Below are 17,311 nucleotides of genomic sequence, written 5' to 3'. Positions count from 1 at the left end.
CGTGATGTTTATGTATTTGTTGTTACTTACATTATATCATTTTTAAGAGGATTTTTATACTTATTAATGCTTTTAAACGTTTATATATCAAGGTTTTATGCGAGTTTTACTTGTGCGAAGTTTGAGTAATATGATTATATTTTTATAATAGTTAGCAATACAAAACTGCTTTCAGTTTTGTACATGGGGTCAGAATCCATTCCGATAAATGGACCAGTGCTTAATATTTTTATGTTATTACAGACAAATTCCAGATGAAATTAAAAAAGTTGTAGTATAATAAAATTGGACAAGATTGGAACTAGAACCAGATTAATTATAATATAATCATGCATATAATAAAGGGGCGCAAATAACTTGATTAAAATAAATAAAAATACATATTTCAAGTGGATTATCGTATTCATCGCCACATGTGGAGTAGGGGTATTCATTCTATTTCCATTTATGAATATGACATCTTTATCATATAGTATTGTACTAAATTTTTTACTGATGATTTGGATGTCTATAGTGGAAACATTATTGATACCATCACTTAAATCACCTTATTTTAATATTCATCCTATTGAAAAAGAAGGAAAAATATACAAGTACCTCGGAGTACATTATTTTAGAAAATTACTAGTGCTTAGCGGTTGGGAGAAAAGCAGAAAAAAGGAGACTCCTATTAGAAGATCGTTGACTGTATTAGAATATTATGAGTATAGAACAAGGGCTTCTGAATTTGGACATGGAATTATCGTTATTATAATTGTGTTAGTCACTATATATGTGGGTATAACATATTCTTTTAAGGGAGCAAAATGGTTGATTTTTCTTAATATATTTTTTAACTTATACCCAATTATGACACAACGTTATAACCGTCCACGGGTATGTCAGGTGATTAAAAAACTTAAATTAAAACAATCTAAGTTTACATATAGAAATTGGTAATTAAATTTATGGAAGCTGCAGTGGGATAAAATGAAGTTAAAAAGTGAAAATGTGAATGGAAGCACACAAGCACAGTTGGAAATATACAATATTTAGAGCAAGCTTTAAGGAGTAAACAAAGTAGGATAGTTTGACCTCATATAAAAACTGGCGACAGTTTTTTTTTTGTCATATCACTTACAAAGAATTTTCACCTTTAATAATTAACTAGTACAGCTTTTGATTATTGCTTGGTCATTAGACTTTTTATACTTATTATATAAAATTTTAACTAAAAAAAATGGTTAAAAATAGATATTTATATATATATATGGTATAATATATATATAGATGTCATAATATATATATATATATCATAATATATATATATATTCTAAAGTATATATATCTAAATCGGAAGTTAAAGTATAATCTGTATTAACCCAGTGATTATGATGGGTTTCTTGGCGAATAATAAAATAGGGGTAGTAACCTAAAAGCATAAATTTACCACGTTAAGATATATAATTTCAAAATAGAGGAGATTGATATTATGGACAAAAATGAATATGAAAAAGAGTTGGAACGAGTTGGCGCCTTTGAAATTGCATCAAAGATGTTGAAGTTGGCAAAAAACAATGAAAATAATAATAGTTTTTTGAACGCAGGACGTGGCAATCCGAATTGGATTAATACCCAGGCACGGTTGGCATTTACACGATTTATGGCTTTTGGTGTCAAGGAGTCAGAACTTACCATGCTTGAAGGCAATTTGGGCGGATACACTACATTGGATGGAATTGGGGGTAGATTGGATGATTTTTTGGATATCAGCCAGAAGGAAGATGCTTTCATTAAGCTGTTCATAGATTATGCCGTTGATGTACTGGAAATTGATAGAGACGCCTTGGTGAAGGAGTTTACAGATGCCATCATCGGGAACAATTATCCTGTACCATCCCGTTGCCTTGTCAACATAGAAAAGATCATTAATGCTTATCTGCAAGACACCCTTTATAATGGTGTTTCTTTAGCGGAATCCACCCAGGTTTTCCCCACAGAAGGTGGTACGGCGGCCATCTGTTATATCTTTAATTCTCTTAAGAAGAATGGATTAATCAATGAAGGAGACCGAATTGCTATTAACATGCCCATCTTCACACCTTATTTACAGATTCCTAAGTTGACGAAATATGAAATGGTTGAGGTGAATCTGGAAGCACGTGAAGATAATAATTGGGAGATTCCACTAGATGCTCTGGACATTTTGGAGGACAAGAGCATTAAAGCATTCTTTTTGGTTAATCCTTCTAACCCTGCATCACGTGCATTGGATAGCACTCTTTTAAAACGAATTAAAGAAATCTGTGAAAAACGTCCTGATTTGATGATCATCACGGATGATGTTTATGGGACTTTCGTAGAGGGATTTCAATCTGTTTATGCGGTTGCACCATATAATACCTTGCTTGTGTATTCATACTCTAAACTTTATGGTGCCACGGGCTGGAGGACTGGGTGCATCGCCATGAACAAGAAGAATGTATTTGATGATTTGATTGCCCGTTTGCCTGAAGAAAAATTAAAGACTCTTGATGAGGATTATAGCATTGTCACCATTGAACCACGGTCATTTCCTTTTATTGAGAGATTAACCGCTGATAGCCGGTCCATTGGCCTTTATCATACATCGGGATTGTCCACACCACAGCAGGCAATGATAGCATTATTCTCCATGACTCACTTAGTTTGCCATGATTGTGATGATTATATTGAATCCACTAAAAAAATTGTGGCTAGACGATATCATAATCTTTTTAAAGGATTGGGAATTAAAGAGGATAACACTCGTGAAAATGCGAAGTACTATGCGCTCATCGATATTTATAATTTAGCGGAGAGTTTGTATGGTAAGAATTTGGCAACATATATCCGAAAAAATTTTGAAGAGGTTGATTTTTTGCTGAATCTTGCCAAGGAAGAAGGCGTGGTCCTTGTTGAAGGCGTGGGCTTTGCTGCCATTTCTGGAACAGTGAGGGTGTCACAAGCGAACCTACCTGAGGAAGCTTACTTCAAAATTGGAAGACGTATTAAAATATTGATAAAAGAATATGATGATAAAATGAAGGCATCATTGGAAGCTGGTGATTAATCATGTTAAAGGTATTGAGTGAATTTTTGATCAATAATGTAGCATTTTCTATTTTTATATGTCTGGCTCTGGGTTATTCTATTGGAAAAGTCAGGGTGAAGTCCTTTAGGCTGGGTGCAACGGTGGGAACACTGATTATTGGGCTCATCCTTGGGCAGGCGGGGACATTTGATATATCGCCAGTTATCAAAACTGTTTTCTTTAGTCTTTTCATTTTTGTCATAGGCTATGAGGTTGGACCAGCTTTTTTTGATAGTTTAAAAAAGTCGGGTATAAAGCTCATCATCCATTCTGTTTTTTTTGCAGCTTGTTCACTGGCAATTGCACTGATATTATTTAAGATTTTTGGTGTGAGCCAGGGCGAGGGGGCAGGAATTGTGGCGGGTGCACTTACCCAATCGGCAATCATCGGAACAGCGTCTTCCTCCATCCTAAACCTCTCAGGTCTGAGCAAAGCAGCTAAAACTGCCATGGAGGCACAGGTTGCCGTGGCTTATGCTTTAACCTATGTTTTTGGTACAGTAGGTGTTATTGTTCTCCTTAAGAATATCGCACCGAAGCTTTTGGGTGTAGACTTGAAGGAAGCAACCAAGAATAAGATTGAAAGCATCAATTTTAAACATAATGAATCGGACAAGGCAATTATTAGTACGATAAAAATGAGGGCCTTTATTATTGGAGAAGGCTCGGTATATATTGGAAAATCTGTTTCGAGTATTGAAAAAAATCACGATCATCGCTTGACATTTGAAAAGATATTTCGAGAGGATCAAGAAGTGGAGGTATCCCAGGAATTCCAACTCAGGAAAGCGGATGTTATCACCCTCATTGGTGATTTGCAGAGTATGGTTGAGCTTGAAGAAGTCCACCTGGAGGAAACGGCGGAAAAGAAATATCTCAATATTACTTTACAACGGAAGGATATCGTGCTAACAAAGGTCTTTGAGCAATCTCATATTGATGATTGCAGTCTCAATAATATTATAATCGTATCTGCGTTGAGGGATGGACATAGTTTGAAGGACATTCACGATATGAGGAAGGGGGATACTATCCGCCTTGTGGGTCCCATGAATGTTTTAAACAAAGTCGTTAAGGAATTTGGTTATGCACGTAACACAGGTATTGATACTGATGTGAGTTATATGTCTACGGGCATCTGTGCTGGTTTACTTCTGGGTATGATCACGTTGACTGCTTTCAATATTCCCATCACACTTGGAGCTGGAGGTGGTGCTTTATTCCTGGGCCTGTTCTTTGGATGGTATCAGTCACGACATCCGAATATTGGCCAAATTCCATCATCTGCACGTTGGTTTTTAAAGAGTGTGGGTTTGAATGCATTTATTGCAGTGGTTGGTATTACTGCAGGGGCGAGCTTTGTTGTGGCAGTGAAATCCATGGGATTCATGGTGCTAATCATTGGTGCAGTTCTCTCCATAGTGCCTCATATTCTTTCCATTTATTTTGGAAAATATGTTCTTAAGCTGGATGCTATCGATATAATAGGCGGACAATGTGGGGCTGGCACCGTCACTGCCGCTCTCAATGCAATTACCGATGAGACGGGTAGCAGTGTTTTTGCCTTAAGTTACACACCGGGATATGCAGTGGGCAATATTTTACTGACTGTTCTGGGACCACTGATCATTGTATTGTTGAAATAGTTCTATATTAAAATCCATTTCATATTGAAAGGGTCATGCTGCATTAGAGATTTTCTCTAAGTGCAGCATTTTTATGCTTTATATAAATCATTAGAAGATCATTGACTTTATTAGAATATTATGAGTACAGAACAAGGGCTTCTGAATTTGGACATGGAGTTATTGCTATTATAATGGTGTTAGTCACTATATATGTAGGTATAACATATTTTTTAAAGGAAATAATATGGTTAATTTTTCATAATATATTTTTCGAATTATACCCAATTATGGCACAACGTTATAACCGTCCGAGGGTATTGCGGGTGATTAGCAAACTTAAATTAAAACAATCTAAGTTTACTGACAGAGAAAATATTGAACACATTATTGGTAATCTTAATACTGTAAAATTTAAAAAAGGTAGGTTCTCCTCAGGCTATAAAGGGTATTCTTTTGATACAATTGAAAAACAAGCTATTGAAAAATTGAGCATTGGTTAATTCAGAAGATGAGTATATTTAAATGAAATCTAACTTATTTTAACGTTTTTAGAAGATGAAAGGGGATATTTTATGAAGTGGAGGATGGATGCCCACAGAGAGTAGGCATTTAATATTATAATTTAAGTATAAATAATTAGGTTATGTAAGGTGCTTTCTTTTTATAAAATTCAGTAGTGTAATCGATAAAACACTGAGTTGCTTTGGTAATATACTTCTTTTTTTTATAAGCAATGGAGACTCCTCGTTTTGGCATAGGGCAGTTCAGTTTGTAAAAGCGAAGATTATTTTCGTTAGGTGAACACTTGACAAGGGTATCCGAAATAAAAACAGCTCCAAGCCCTTTTGAAGCAAATTCGAAGGAAGTCATCTGTTGATTAAATGACATCTTTACCAATGGTTCAATATGATAATATTTAAAAATTGATTTTGATCTTCCAAAAATTTCATTAGTTGGATTTAGTAAAAGAAAAGAGAATCCATCCATACCATATAGGTCAATAGCTGGTTGGCTCTGAGAAATATGTTTATCTGCTCTGATTTCTTCGGACGTCATGCCACAAGCAAAAAAATTCGTATCTACATGAAGATTCAGAGGTATGCCCAATAAGATTTGGTTTGAAAATAAAGGAATAGATTGAAAGATTTCTTCTTCAAACCAATCTGTATCTAAAATTAAGTCAATGCTTCCATCTGATAGCATACTTTTAAGCACCGGAAGAGATGCTTCTTGTGCAGCAATTTCAATTCCTGGATATTGATTAGAAAATCCAACAATAAGTTCAGGGAGCAAGTATGTCATAGAGATGATAGCACCTCCAATTATAACTTTTCCAACTTTGACTTCATTCAAATTTTGAAAGTAATCAGCGCATTCTTGTTCCATTGATATAATTTTTTCCGCTTTCTCTATGTACATGTTCCCCGCATTCGTTAACTTAAGTGGGGATGTTTTTCGTTCAAATAAAGGCTGACCAATTTTCTTTTCTAATTTACTAATTGCAATACTTAAGGCTGGTTGTGTCATATACAAGTTTCTTGATGCCTTTGAGAAACTTCCGGACTTGTAGACTTCATAAACATAATTCATAATTTCAAACAATTTATCCACCCCTATATAAATTAAATTTATACATTAAATAAAATATATAAATTTGATTATACAACAAATCAATGATAATATCAAATCATTAAAGAGTCTAAGAGGAGATCGAATATGATTGAATACATTATTATATGTCCATTGGTTTTTCTTGCCGGTTTCATAGATGCAATTGCAGGTGGTGGAGGTCTTATATCACTTCCGGCATTTATGCTTTCTGGAATGCCGGTTCACTTTGCTATTGGTACTAATAAATTGAGTTCAAGTATGGGAACAGCTTTAGCTACATATCGCTATGCCAAAAACGGATATATTAAATTTAAATTGGCAGCTTGTAGTGCGGTATGTGCATTGATAGGATCACCACTTGGTGCCATGCTTTCCTTAAAAATTGATGATTTCTACTTTAAGATTTTAATGTTACTCATTTTACCCATTACTGCTTACTATGTTTTGCGCAAGTCTAATCTTGAGGTCAATCAAGACATTAAAACATTAACACCCACTAAGACATATTTAATTTGTATGCTAATCGCATTTATTGTGGGAGTTTATGATGGCTTTTATGGACCTGGAACAGGAACATTTTTATTATTGTTATTGACAGGCATTGCACACTTAGATTTAAATATATCTGCAGGAACGACAAAAGCTATTAACTTATCTTCAAATGTGGCAGCATTAATTACCTTCATAATTAACGGAAAAATATTTTTTACTTTGGGATTGACTGCAGGAGTTTTCAGTATTGCAGGAAATTACATTGGTACCATTTATTTTACAAAAAATGGAATGAAAATAGCACGACCTATTATTATAATTGTACTAGCAATATTTTTTGTTAATATATCATTAGATATATTACATGTGTACTGAAGATTAAAATAGTCTTACTAAGACTGCAACATCATTCTGCGATTATATGATTTTAGGGGACACTGTGTCGTAATAGTTAATCTAAGCAAAATAACTTAAAGAAGGTGTTATAAGTTGACAAATAAAGATTTATTAAAAAGACAAAGAGAATTATTGAATAAGATTGAAGCATTAAGTCTTAAACTTGAAAAAACTGAATCATGTATTAAAGGCATTAAGAGAATATTGGAAATAGATACAATCCTATAAATATATGCAAGCCTATATTTTATCTTAATTGATTTTTTGGTTTATTAGGTTGACAAATGTAATATATTGTTGTAAACTGAAAATAATAATTTAATAAGACCTCACTTTTATATGTGGGGTAGAGGCGCGACATTTAACAGTCTTTAGTGGAGTTTGAGAAGCATTGATACTAAAGAGAAGGAAAGGTCGCCGAAGTAAATATAATCTTAAAAATATTTGCTGGGTCTGTAGTTAAGAGCTGCAGGACTGTCTCAATAAACTTCCCGGTTTATTGAGTTGTGCTATCTCATTAGGGAAAAGAAGAGGTTTAGGGACAACTATGCATGTTGAGACCTGAGTTTATCTCAGGCCTTTTTTGTTTTGGAAAATTCCTAAGATGCTTAATAGCGCCACCTTCATGTAAGGGTGGCATTTTTATTTAATTGTGTTATATAAATTCACTAAAAAAGAAGGGGAGAGGTAATCATGAAAAAGAAATTATCATTATTAATAGCAGTATCTCTATCAGTAGTTATGCTTTTAACAGGATGTGGGTCAAGTAGTAGTTCAAAAGAGGCAAAAGCAGAAGAGGCGGGTGGAAAATTTAAAGTAGGTCTTGAAGCTGGATATGCGCCATTTAACTGGACTCAAATGGATGCTTCTAATGGTGGAGTTAAAATTGAAGGCAGTGCAGAATATGCAGGCGGATATGATGTAGAAATTGCTAAAAAAATTGCTAAAGATTTAGGAAAAGAATTGGTTATTACTAAAACTGAATGGGATGGTCTTGTACCAGCATTAGCTTCAGGCAAGGTGGATGCAATTATTGCAGGTATGTCTCCCACAGCAAAACGTGCAGAGGCGATTGATTTTTCGGATAACTACTATAAATCAGATTTAGTTATGGTTGTTAAAAAGGGTGGTAAATATGATGCAGCTACTTCTATTAATGATTTTAAGGGAGCAAAAATAACTGCTCAATTAAATACATTCCACTATTCGGTAATAGACCAAATTAAAGGTGTAAAGAAGCAAACAGCTATGGACAACTTCCCAACAATGAGAGTTGCACTCCAATCAGGAATGATTGATGGTTACGTATCAGAACGTCCTGAAGGTATTAGTTCTCAGGCTGCAAATGCTAACTTTAAAATGGTAGAATTTAAAAGTGGATTTACTACAACAGACGCAGATACGTCAATTGCTGTAGGTCTTGCAAAAGGTAGTAATTTAACTGTAAAAATAAATAAAACATTAGCTGGTATATCTCAGGCAGATCGTAAAAATATTATGGATACTGCTATAAAGAATCAACCATCAGCTAAATAATATTTATTTTTTACCCTGAGGAGGAGAAAAATGAGTTTTGAATCAATAGTAAAAATAGTCTTGAATAACTGGCCAATGTTTATACGTGGAGCAGGTGTGACACTCTTAATTTCCATGGTTGGTACGGTTATAGGTTCCATAATTGGTTTATTAATAGGAATTGTACGTACTATTCCAGTGCCAGACCGAGGAATAAAAAAAGTCATGCTTAAAACGGTTAATGCTATTCTTTTTGTTTATATAGAGATATTCCGTGGAACACCTATGATTGTACAAGCAATGGTAATTTATTACGGATCTGCATTGGCATTTGGTATAAACATGAACAGGTTATATGCGGCAATTTTTATAGTCTCAATTAATACCGGGGCTTACATGTCAGAAATTATCCGTGGTGGTATTGTTTCTATCGATAAAGGACAATTTGAGGCAGCGCATGCTATAGGTATGAATCATATTCAAACTATGATTAATGTAGTAATACCACAAGTGATCCGTAATATTCTGCCAGCAACAGGTAATGAATTTGTAATCAATATAAAAGATACATCAGTACTTAATGTAATTTCCGTAACAGAGTTATATTTCCAAACAAAATCAATTGCAGGAAATAATTTCAATTATTTTGATACATTTTTCGTTGCATGCGTTTTATATTTTATAATGACATTCACAGTAACAAGAATTTTGCGTTATATTGAAAAGAAGATAGATGGTCCAGACGATTACATTATGAATGCTAATCAAATGCAGGTATAAACTCCTTAAGATATGCGTCGTAAAGCGAAAATAGTGACAGAAATAAATATCAGGCGAAGGAGTAGAAAATATGGAAGAAGTAATTAATATACAGCATCTAAGCAAATCCTTTGGAACTCATGAAGTTTTAAAAGACATTGATTTTTCAGTAAATAGTGGAGAAGTAGTCTGCATAATAGGTTCCTCTGGATCTGGCAAATCAACTCTTCTTCGGTGTGTTAACCTTTTAGAAAAACCAAGTGGTGGTGAAATCATCTATAAAGGAGAAAATATTTTAGATGATAAACATGATGTCTACGCATACCGTACAAAGCTTGGCATGGTATTTCAACAATTCAATTTATTTAATAATCATAATGTCCTAAGCAACTGTGTTGTGGGACAAATGAAGGTATTAAAACGTTCCAAAGAAGAGGCAGAAAAAGTAGCTATGAAATATTTGATGGTGGTTGGAATGGAAGAATATGTTAACGCAAAACCAAAGCAATTGTCAGGTGGCCAAAAACAACGTGTAGCTATTGCAAGAGCACTTTCTATGGAACCAGACGTAATGCTTTTTGATGAACCAACATCAGCCCTTGATCCTGAGATGGTAGGAGAAGTTCTCAAAGTTATGAAAAAACTTGCGCAGTCTGGTCTTACTATGTTAATAGTAACTCATGAAATGGGATTTGCAAAAGAAGTAGCGGGTCGTGTGGTATTTATGGACAAAGGTGTCATAGCAGAAGAAGGAAGTCCAGAGCAAATTTTCAATAATCCAACTGAGGAACGTACCCGGGAATTTTTACAGCGAACATTAAAGCAGATGTAATATTGGTAGAAAAAATAAAGACATAGAAAAATATAGATTTATTTTAATAAAAGATACAGAAATCCTTTGTGAAAAATAAAGAAGTAGAATCCTCAGATGGCAGGGATTCTACTTCTTTATTTTTTTATTATATATACTTGTATTAAGGAAAAAATACATTTATAGTTAAGAACTTGGAGAGATTGTACGATAATAAAATAGAGTAGAGTGATATATTTAATGCGTTGGTAGAGAATATAGAAATTCTTGAGCAATGCATATTATTTTCGTTCTAAAGAGTTAAATAGGTTAAAAGGATTAGGAAATTGTTTGAAAAAAAGGGGTTTTGCAATTAATTGTAGAATTATAAATTTAATATATTAAAAATGAGGGATCAAGATGAATGTTCAAAATATTATAGTTAATTTACTGGTAAATATTATACCCATATTATCTATTGTTTATATTGTAGTGGGAATTAGATTATTTAGGCAAATCGCAAAAAGAAAGGAAAATTATTTTTCCTTTCTTATGTTTGCTTTTGCACTCTATTCTTTTGGATATTTTTTGGAACTTAATTGTGAAGAGCTAAAGACTTTTCTACTTGTACGTAATTTTGAGTTTTTAGGGTCTACATTTATCCCAACTTTGGGGATTCTATTTATTGCAGATTTAACAGAAATTAAGATATCGAAAAAAGTAAAGAGTATTTTATTTATAGTTTCCACATTCTTATGGCTGCTTTTTATATCAGATCCATTTCATCATTTGATTTACAAAAGCATTAATCTACGAGTTGTTGGGGGATTAGGCATAGTTGATGCACGGAGGGGATCTGCTTTTTATTCCATGTTGACATACTATATAGTGTTAATAATATTTTCAACTATAGCATTGACAAAGACATATAAAATAGTACAGGAACCTAATAAAAAAAAGAGTCTTCTCTTTTTAATAAGATCATTTTACATTCCATGGGTTGCAATAATAATTGTTTCATTAAAGTTTGATACATATATTGAACCAGTTGAAGTAACTATAATGATATTAGCGGGTTTGTTTGCTATTAATGAAATTAAAAATAATATGTTTGAAGTGCAAATAAAAATATGGAAGGATACCTATGAGAATAGTAGTGAACCAGCATTTTTGATTGATAAATTAGAAAATGTAGTTTGCTCAAATATTATTGCAAAAAATTTATTATATAATCAAGGTAAAAGCATTGACTATATAATTGAGAATTTAGATGATAGCGAGATAAACAGAAAGCAAGTTTTTTTCAAAACTAACAGTGGAATTAAGTGGTTTGATGTTAAAAAAAGTGAATTTGATATCAAAAGAGGATTTGTAAGTTACTTACTTATAGACATTACCGAAGGTAAATTGGCAGAAGGGCGCTTGAAGGAAAGTGAAGAGAAATTTTCAAAATTATTCTATGTCAATCCTTCCGCTTGTGCTTTAAGTGATTTTGAAGATAAAATATACACTGAAGTAAATAAAGCATTTTATGATTTATTAGGATTTGATAAAAATGAAGTTATTGGCAAAACAGTATTAGAATTAGATATAATGACTACGCAAACAAGAAATAAGATATTACTAAATATAGACTGTAATGGAAATGCAACGGCTGTGGAAGTGGATTTAAATGCGAAGAACGGAGACATTAAACATGTGCTGTTATCATCAGAGGATATTTATGTTCAAGATAAGAAATATTGCTTTACTGCTATTAATGACGTTACCGAGATTAAACATAAGCAAGAGGAAATAGAGCACTTAAGTTATTATGATCAGCTTACTGGTTTATATAATCGTAGATTTTATGAAGAAGAGTTAATGAGACTTGATACAACGAGAAATCTGCCTCTCACCATTGTTATGGGAGATGTAAATGGTTTGAAGATTGTTAATGATTCCTTTGGCCATGTTAAGGGTGACGAGCTTCTTAAGAAAGTTGCAGGGGTAATAAAGCTTGGATGTAGAGAAGATGATATTATTGCAAGACTTGGAGGGGATGAATTTGTTATTATATTACCTAAAACCGATGGTTTTGAAGCAGATCAGATCATTAAGCGTATTAATAATTTATCATCAAAAGAAAAAATAGAATCCATAGATATTTCCATCTCCTTTGGTTATGAGACCAAGAATACTGAGAAAGAAAAAACCGAAGAAATATTCAAAAAAGCAGAAGATCATATGTATAAGAAAAAACTTTTTGAAAGTCCAAGTATGAGAGGAAAAGCAATCGCTGCTATCATTAGAACACTTCATGAAAAAAACAAGAGGGAAGAACAGCATTCTCATAGAGTCTCAGCATTATGCGAGAGTATGGGAGAAGCTCTTAGACTTCCAGAATATGAGATTAAGGAACTTAAAAACATAGGATTGCTTCATGATATAGGGAAAATAGCCATAGATGAAAATATACTAAATAAAGCAGGTAAACTCACAGGTGTAGAATGGAATGAAATCAAGCGTCATCCAGAAATAGGTTATAGAATACTTAATACAGTAGATGATATGTCTGACATGGCAAAGTACTTATTGCATCACCACGAAAGATGGGATGGAAAAGGATATCCAAAAGGCTTGAAGGGTGATGAGATACCATTTGTATCAAGGATTATAACTATAGCAGACGCTTATGATGCTATGACTAGTGAGAGAAGTTATAGAAGTGCACTATCCAATGAAGTTGCCATAGAAGAATTACAAAAAAATGCGGGTACTCAATTTGATAGTGAATTGGTAAGGGTATTTATTGAAAAAGTATTAGATAACCCCAATATTTAAAAAACACTTCTGATTATATTTACCTACTCAAAGTCTGAAGAGCATAACTTTGAGTGGTGGGTATAAAATACCATTTCAAATAATTCTAAATGAGCTATATCAAAATAGAAAGTGATTTCTAAAGCGAGATAGCTCTTTTTTCTAGTTATATGTAAATATTTGAATCAAAGTTAATATGTGCTATGATATAAATTGAGTGTAGTTAAAATTATTGTATCAAAGGGGTGTTAAATATATGCTTATAGGGTTTTTAGTTTTTTTAGACCAGGTTGCAAAGCTAATTGTATATACATTTTTATCTAATATAAAATTTAACATATTTAATAATTTTTTTGGATTTAAAGTACTATTAAATTCAAATCACTTATCAGTCTTTAATAACAATTTTATGAATTTAAGAATAAGTATAAATGTATTAATAATACTTAATATACTTATTTGTTTATTTTTAATAAGTTTATTTAAATATTTTAAACATATTAAAATAAAGTCAGAGGCTATTTATATAAGTCTAATATTGTTTATAGCAGGAGGTGTATCATCTGCCATTGATAAAATTTTTTGGGGAGGAAGTTTGGATTATATAATATTTTTAGGGTACATTATAGATTTAAAAGATATCTATTTATTCTTAGGTTCTTTTATTACATTAGTAGTTCTCGCTAAAAATTTAGATTTTAAGGAAAGTAATAAGCAAGATATGCGGTTTATAAAAAAATATTTTATATTTATAAGAGGTTTATGTAAAAGGTAACTTGACATACATTATAATAAGTTGACGGGAGAATATACCAAGGTAAAGTGTGAAGAAATAAATTTAGAAGAATTATATACATTTATTAAAGTTAAAAACTCATACAACTTTAATTTGATAACAATTTGTGTAATTGCTTGCACAATGCTATTTGTATGAGTGCTAATAAACTGCATATAATTTGGATTGAACATGACATAAATGATTATAAATATAAGAATGGTAATATTATACATGTATCTAAAAAATTCTAATATTTATTGTAAAGTTGCACATTTGATGAGGATTGATGGTTTCATTTTTACCATAATTGTACTATCCTAAAGTAGACAGATATACTAATCAACATTTAGGAGGGTAAATATTTATGGGAAATTATCAAAACATTAATACTTTAAAACCAGAAGGAATTGAAAATAAAAAAGCGTATTTAGTTGGAGGTGGTATAGCATCTCTTGCGGCTGCCGCATATTTAATACGAGATGGTCATATGGATGGTAAAAACATCACTATTTTAGAACAATCACATATTATCGGTGGTAGCATGGATGGCTCTGGAAATGCAAAGGATGGCTACATTGTCCGAGGTGGCAGAGAAATGGAAGAACACTATGAGTGTTGTTGGGATTTATTTAGCAAGATCCCATCTATAATTACTCCTGATCAAACTGTTTTGGATGAATTTAGAGAACTTAATAATTCAGACCCTAACGAATCAACTTGCCGTTTACTTGAGAATTGTGGCGAAAAGGCGGATTTTTCTTCTCTAGGACTTAAGGATTCTCACATTAAGCAACTTACTATGCTTTTTCTTGCAACGGAAGAAGATTTAGGGGCTACAACGGTTGAACAGTATTTTGATCCATCATTTTTAGAAACTAATATGTGGTGTTTCTGGCGCTCTATGTTTGCATTTGAAAATTGGCATAGCGTTGTGGAAATGAAACGCTATATGCAACGTTTTATGCATCTTCTTCCTGGCATGAGCCATATGAAAAACATTATGTTTCCAAAGTACAATCAGTATGAGTCTATGATTCTTCCTCTAGAAAAATGGTTACTATCTAAAAATGTAGTCATTGATTTAAACTCTCAGGTTACAGATTTAGATATTGATATAGAGGCAGATAAGAAAACTGTTACTGCTATTCATATGTTGCACAATGATAAAGATGAAACAATTCATACAACAGTGAATGATCTTGTATTTGTTACTAATGGATCGATGACAGAAAACTCTACTACTGGAAGTATGCATAAACCAGCAGTAATTAATCGTGGTGCAGGAGGCTGTTGGAGTCTTTGGAAAAATATTGCCAAGAAAGATGATTCCTTTGGAAAACCAGAAGTCTTTTGTAGTGACATCGACAAAAGCAAATGGGAATCTTTCACTATAACTAGTACAAGTCCTAAAATGGCTGATCTACTTAAGGAACTTACCGGAAGAGATCCATACTCTGGTAAAACTGTTACAGGTGGTATTATAACTATGAAGGATTCAAGCTGGCTTTTGAGCTTAACTTGCAATAGACAACCTCATTTTAGTGATCAACCTAAGAATGTTTTAGTAGTATGGGCTTATGGTCTTTTCGCTGACAACATTGGTGATTTTGTTAAAAAGAGAATGAGCGATTGTACTGGTGAAGAAATGATGACGGAGCTTTTATATCATATGGGTAAGAAAGAAGAGATACCAGAAATTCTTAAAAACGTTAATGTTATTCCTTGTATGATGCCTTATACAACTAGTCAATTTATGCCGCGTGTTAAAGGCGATCGTCCTGATGTTATTCCAAAAGGTAGTACCAATCTTGCCTTCTTAGGACAATTTGCAGAAGTTAAGGATGACTGTGTATTCACAGTTGAATATTCCATTCGTTCAGCTATGATGGCAGTTTATACATTACTTAACATTGATAAAAAAGTGCCAGAAGTATATCCTACTAAATATGATATACGTGTACTTGCAGCGGCTGCAAAAGCATTATATAGTGGACGTCCTCTCCCAGCTGAGACGATTGTGCGCAAGCTTTTGAAGAATACAACACTTGAAGGATTAATTTAAATATATGCAAAAAACGACTATGTGAAAACATAATCGTTTTTTGTACGTCCAGCATGTTCGCTGAGCCGATAGGCTGAAAGAAGCCTATGTCACCTAACCAACGGGAAGACAACCTGAGAGCAAGGGCGCTACTGGCAACGATAGAGTCTGAAGGAAGCAGCATGGGAAATGTGGAACATAACGAAAGTAAACCGAAGATGGCTTATAAAGTGGGTAACCCTGTAAAATATGGGAAAGCCCCAAAGTTGGATAATTTTATAAGTTAAGACGGATGCGTTCGCATTTAGGCAGGCAAACCTATCTGGAGAAACCTGTATTATCCTATTTTAAAAAGGTAAGTTCAAACAAATGGGAACATAAGGGAGATACGATGTAGTGCAGGTGGCAGATGAATCCATAGTAGTTATTACCTTATAGCCAATGAAAACTGGTAACAGTATGGAGGGCATTCAGTGCACAGTTAATTAGTTCTTGAATCATGATTTTGTTCATTGTCATAACGTCCATAAAATATTTGGCAATATGCCATCTTTATTATTATGGACGTAATCAAAAATTGAAAACGCAAAAATTATTATTCCGACCTTTTTTTAAGAAACGTATTAAAAACCCTTGGTGGTTGACTAATCCACGTAAAAAATAAGAAAAGTCGGGATAATGATAAAGTAGGAATAAGTTCTGTAAGAGGAAAGAAATCGGCAATTAATTTCCCACTTCTACCTACTTGATTTTGAGAAGATTGTAACGAAACTTAGTTTTAAGAGTCTTATTTTACCCGAATTCATGTCCAGGTATCCCATTATTAACATAAGTCTTGCCTTCTAACGGTCTGAATCCAGATATCTGCATGTCTGTTACAGCAGGATATGCACCATGATTATTTGGAAATGTAAAGTTAAGAGTATAACTATTTCCATAAAAACTAGCTGTATTTCCATCTCCTGTAAAAACTGCTGTATTTGTAAGGATAATAGCCTTTTTATTTTCTTTTTTTCCATCTACCACATTTATTTTATAAACAGTAAAATCAAAAGAAGTATTAGTTATATTAGAAATTACAACTTCGCAATAATTCTTTAAGATATTATCTCCAAAACAGTTATCATCAAAATAAGTGCCGTCATACAATTTAACTTTACTACTTACTTTAGTTATTTTTTGAGAGACATTATTTTTATCTTTTACTACTTGTTCATCTGGACTTATTTTAGTACACTTTATAGAATTTGTATTATTTAAATCTATTTGTTTTTTTTCACTATTACAATATTTGTGCGTAAAGCCCACTCCTTCAGGTGTGGGATGGATAGCATAAGAAACTAATTTTGTTTATAGGATATATAAGCATTGTTAACATACACGTTTTGAGATATACTTTAATTATGGA

Annotated in this window: 15 protein-coding genes and 1 riboswitch; of the genes, 13 read left to right on the top strand and 2 right to left on the bottom strand. The window is 32.9% G+C overall.

The genetic code is table 11. From position 1 onward, the window contains the following. Nucleotides 1-447 precede the first annotated feature (447 nt). The 4 genes from ACREVU_RS06650 (at nt 448) to ACREVU_RS06635 (ending at nt 5,219) form a co-directional block, all read left to right on the top strand. Nucleotides 448-939 (top strand): glycosyl-4,4'-diaponeurosporenoate acyltransferase CrtO family protein, encoded by a 492-nt coding sequence (locus ACREVU_RS06650; protein WP_431550836.1) that lies wholly within the window; start codon nt 448-450, stop codon nt 937-939. Between the two features lie 532 nt (nt 940-1,471). Beyond that, a complete protein-coding gene (locus ACREVU_RS06645; RefSeq protein WP_431550835.1) occupies nt 1,472-3,070 on the top strand; it encodes a bifunctional aspartate transaminase/aspartate 4-decarboxylase in 1,599 nt (532 codons plus the stop codon). 2 nt (nt 3,071-3,072) lie between these two features. Further along, the gene (gene aspT, locus ACREVU_RS06640) at nt 3,073-4,737 is read left to right on the top strand and encodes an aspartate-alanine antiporter (RefSeq protein WP_431550834.1); all 1,665 of its coding nucleotides are present in this window, start codon (nt 3,073-3,075) and stop codon (nt 4,735-4,737) included. Between the two features lie 101 nt (nt 4,738-4,838). Then, entirely contained in the window at nt 4,839-5,219 is a 381-nt protein-coding gene (locus ACREVU_RS06635) for a glycosyl-4,4'-diaponeurosporenoate acyltransferase CrtO family protein (RefSeq protein WP_431550833.1), read from the top strand. Nucleotides 5,220-5,355: 136 nt separating this feature from the next. Here ACREVU_RS06635 and ACREVU_RS06630 read toward each other — a convergent pair whose 3' ends face one another. Beyond that, a complete protein-coding gene (locus ACREVU_RS06630; protein ID WP_431550832.1) occupies nt 5,356-6,321 on the bottom strand; it encodes a LysR family transcriptional regulator in 966 nt (321 codons plus the stop codon). 114 nt (nt 6,322-6,435) lie between these two features. Here ACREVU_RS06630 and ACREVU_RS06625 point away from each other — a divergent pair, with 114 nt between their 5' ends. From ACREVU_RS06625 to ACREVU_RS06585, 9 genes are all read left to right on the top strand, one after another. Next, nucleotides 6,436-7,197 (top strand): sulfite exporter TauE/SafE family protein, encoded by a 762-nt coding sequence (locus tag ACREVU_RS06625; RefSeq protein WP_431550831.1) that lies wholly within the window; start codon nt 6,436-6,438, stop codon nt 7,195-7,197. 114 nt (nt 7,198-7,311) lie between these two features. Further along, nucleotides 7,312-7,446, top strand: coding sequence for a hypothetical protein (locus ACREVU_RS06620; RefSeq protein ID WP_431550830.1), 135 nt, complete (start codon nt 7,312-7,314; stop codon nt 7,444-7,446). A 111-nt stretch (nt 7,447-7,557) separates the two neighbouring features. Continuing rightward, nucleotides 7,558-7,738, top strand: a riboswitch (Lysine riboswitch). 173 nt (nt 7,739-7,911) lie between these two features. Then, complete coding sequence (locus tag ACREVU_RS06615) at nt 7,912-8,754, top strand: transporter substrate-binding domain-containing protein (RefSeq protein WP_431550829.1); 843 nt, start codon at nt 7,912-7,914, stop codon at nt 8,752-8,754. Between the two features lie 30 nt (nt 8,755-8,784). Then, nucleotides 8,785-9,513: an amino acid ABC transporter permease gene (locus ACREVU_RS06610; protein WP_431550828.1), complete on the top strand. Its 729-nt coding sequence runs from the start codon at nt 8,785-8,787 to the stop codon at nt 9,511-9,513. Between the two features lie 70 nt (nt 9,514-9,583). Further along, nucleotides 9,584-10,324, top strand: coding sequence for an amino acid ABC transporter ATP-binding protein (locus tag ACREVU_RS06605; RefSeq protein WP_431550827.1), 741 nt, complete (start codon nt 9,584-9,586; stop codon nt 10,322-10,324). 378 nt (nt 10,325-10,702) lie between these two features. After that, nucleotides 10,703-13,105, top strand: coding sequence for an HD domain-containing phosphohydrolase (locus tag ACREVU_RS06600; protein WP_431550826.1), 2,403 nt, complete (start codon nt 10,703-10,705; stop codon nt 13,103-13,105). Between the two features lie 235 nt (nt 13,106-13,340). After that, nucleotides 13,341-13,859 (top strand): signal peptidase II, encoded by a 519-nt coding sequence (locus ACREVU_RS06595; protein ID WP_431550825.1) that lies wholly within the window; start codon nt 13,341-13,343, stop codon nt 13,857-13,859. Nucleotides 13,860-14,226: 367 nt separating this feature from the next. Next, entirely contained in the window at nt 14,227-15,924 is a 1,698-nt protein-coding gene (locus ACREVU_RS06590; RefSeq protein WP_431550824.1) for an oleate hydratase, read from the top strand. Nucleotides 15,925-16,010: 86 nt separating this feature from the next. Continuing rightward, on the top strand, nt 16,011-16,190 hold the full coding sequence (locus tag ACREVU_RS06585; protein WP_431550823.1) for a hypothetical protein: 180 nt from the start codon (nt 16,011-16,013) through the stop codon (nt 16,188-16,190). A 505-nt stretch (nt 16,191-16,695) separates the two neighbouring features. On the opposite strand, the gene ACREVU_RS06580 is transcribed toward ACREVU_RS06585, so the two are convergent. Next, the gene (locus tag ACREVU_RS06580; protein WP_431550822.1) at nt 16,696-17,211 is read right to left on the bottom strand and encodes a hypothetical protein; all 516 of its coding nucleotides are present in this window, start codon (nt 17,209-17,211) and stop codon (nt 16,696-16,698) included. Between the last annotated feature and the right edge of the window lie 100 nt (nt 17,212-17,311).

Source organism: Clostridium sp. (assembly GCF_050717535.1).
Taxonomy (GTDB): domain Bacteria; phylum Bacillota; class Clostridia; order Clostridiales; family Clostridiaceae; genus Clostridium_AD.
Note: the sequence above shows the minus strand (reverse complement) of the source record. Positions and strands in the feature narration are given on the sequence as shown.